Origin of the sequence: Aeromonas sp. HMWF014 (assembly GCF_963878295.1) — a bacterium.
Lineage (GTDB): Bacteria > Pseudomonadota > Gammaproteobacteria > Enterobacterales > Aeromonadaceae > Aeromonas > Aeromonas popoffii.
In genome coordinates this window covers 1-2,526 of sequence record NZ_CAWNYS010000244.1, presented here as the reverse complement: position 1 = coordinate 2,526, position 2,526 = coordinate 1, and the positions used below count along the sequence as shown (strand labels likewise).

Here is a 2,526-nt window from a genome sequence, read left to right as displayed (position 1 = left end):
GACTGGACGAGACGGCCGCCCGCTACGAGGCGGCGCGCTGCTACTCCTGCGGTAACTGCTTCGAGTGCGATGGCTGCTACGGCAGCTGCCCCGAGCAGGCCATCGAAAAGCGGGGGCCTGGCCACGGCTATCGGGTGGATGTGGATCGCTGCACCGGTTGCGGCGCCTGCCACGATCAATGCCCCTGCCACGCCATCGAGCTGCGCCAACCCGAGGAGTCCCAATGAAACATGAACTGATCATGGTCGACGGCAACGAAGCCGCGGCCCGGGTGGCGTACCAGCTGAGCGAAGTGTGTGCCATCTACCCCATCACCCCGAGCTCGACCATGGCCGAACTGGCCGATGCCTGGGCGGCGGAGGGGCAGACCAACCTGTGGGGCAACATCCCCACAGTGATGGAGATGCAGAGTGAAGGGGGGGCGGCCGGCACGGTACACGGCGCCCTGCAGGCAGGGGCGCTCGCCACCACCTTCACCGCCAGTCAGGGGCTGATGTTGATGTTGCCCAACATGTACAAGATTGCCGGGGAGTTGACCGCTGCTGTGTTCCATGTGGCGGCCCGCTCACTGGCGGCGCAGGGGCTCTCGATTTTTGGCGACCATCAGGATGTGATGGCGGCGCGCAGTACCGGCTTTGCCATGCTCGCCTCCGGCTCGGTGCAGGAGGCGCAGGATCTGGCGCTGGTTGCCCACAGTGTCACCCTGCAGTGCCGGGTGCCCTTCATCCACTTCTTCGACGGCTTTCGCACCTCCCACGAGGTGAACAAGATCACTGCCCTGCATCGGGATGAGATCCGGGCGCTGATCGACAACGATTGGGTTCGGGCTCACAGGGCCCGGGCGCTCAACCCGGATCATCCGGTGATGCGCGGCACGGCCCAGAACCCGGACACCTATTTCCAGTCCCGCGAGAGCGTCAACCCCTTCTACGAAGCGGTGCCAGCGCGGGTGCAGCAGTGCATGGACAAGCTCGGCGAGCTGACCGGCCGCCACTACCGGCTGGTGGAGTACCACGGCGCAGCCGATGCCACCGACGTCATCGTGCTGATGGGATCGGGGGCGGCCACCGCCCGCACCACTGTGGATTGGCTCAACCGGCAGGATCGCAAGACCGGGGTCTTGGTTGTGCGCCTCTATCGCCCCTTCCCGGTACAGGCGCTGCTCGATGCCCTGCCCGTGAGCGTGCGCCGCATCGCTGTGCTGGATCGCACCAAGGAGCCCGGCGCAGGGGGCGAGCCGCTGCTGCTGGATGTGCAGAGTGCGTTGATCGACGGTTTGCAACGCGGGCTTATCAAGCGGCTGCCGTGGCTCAGCGGCGGCCGTTATGGCCTCTCTTCCAAAGAGTTCACCCCGGCCATGTGCGCGGCTGTGTTTGAGGAGCTGGCATCCGATGCGCCGCGCCCGCGCTTTACCGTGGGGATTGTCGATGATGTGTCGGGCCTCAGTCTGGCCTGGCACCCCATCGGCGATCTGGAGCCTGCCAGCCGGGTGCGGGCCCTGTTCTTTGGCCTTGGCGCTGACGGCACGGTCGGTGCCAACAAGAACAGCATCAAGATCATCGGCGAGCTGGAGGGGTTCCACGCCCAGGGCTACTTCGTCTACGACTCCAAGAAGTCGGGCTCGCGCACCGTCTCCCACCTGCGCTTTGGCCCCGAGCCCATCGACGCCCCCTGGCTTATCGAGCAGGCGGGCTTTATCGGCTGTCACCAGTGGAGCTTCACCGAGTCGGTGGACTTGCTGGAGCATGCCGCCGAAGGGGCGACCCTGCTGCTCAATGCCCCCTATGAGGCTGACAAGGTGTGGGGCCAGCTGCCCGAGCGGCTGCGCGCTCGCATTCGCGCCCTCAATATCCAGCTCTACTGCATCGATGGCGATCGGGTGGCCGAGCAAAACGGCATGGGCAATCGCATCAACACCATTATGCAGACCTGCTTCTTCGCGCTGTCCGGGGTGTTGCCACGGGATGAGGCCATTGCCCTTATCAAGGAGAGCATAGAGAAGAGCTATGCCCGCAAGGGGCCCGAGGTGGTGGCGCGCAACTTCGCGGCGGTGGACGATACCCTGGCTCACCTCTGCAAGGTGGCGATCCCGGCCGGTGAGGAGCTGATCAGCGACTACCCCTTGCCACTGGCACCGGGTGGCAGCGAGTTTGTCCAGCGCGTCACCGGCGAGATGCTGGCGGGGCGCGGCGATCTCATTCCTGTCTCCATGCTGCCGGTGGATGGCACTTACCCCACTGCCACCAGCCGCTTCGAGAAGCGGGATATCGCCCGCGAGATCCCCATCTGGCAATCCGATATCTGTATCCAGTGCGGCAACTGCGTCTTTGTCTGCCCCCACGCGGCGCTGCGGGCCAAGTTCTACCATCAGGACTGGCTGGCGACGGCCCCCGAGGCGGCCCAGTCGGTGCCCATCACCGCCAAGGGCTTCCCCGACAGCCGCTACACCTTGCAGCTCTATCCGGAAGATTGCACCGGCTGCGGCCAGTGCGTGCAGGCCTGTCCGGTGCGAGCCGGGGCGGATGA

2 protein-coding genes are annotated in these 2,526 nt (G+C 65.6%); both read left to right on the top strand.

The window, feature by feature from the left end:
• The coding region (locus AAC083_RS23005; RefSeq protein WP_258224648.1) for a 4Fe-4S dicluster domain-containing protein at positions 1 to 227 on the top strand (227 nt) is incomplete at its 5' end.
• Positions 224 to 2,526: pyruvate:ferredoxin (flavodoxin) oxidoreductase (nifJ, locus tag AAC083_RS09950; RefSeq protein ID WP_108536497.1), on the top strand; the 2,303-nt coding region annotated here is incomplete at its 3' end. The genes AAC083_RS23005 and nifJ, both read left to right, overlap by 4 nt.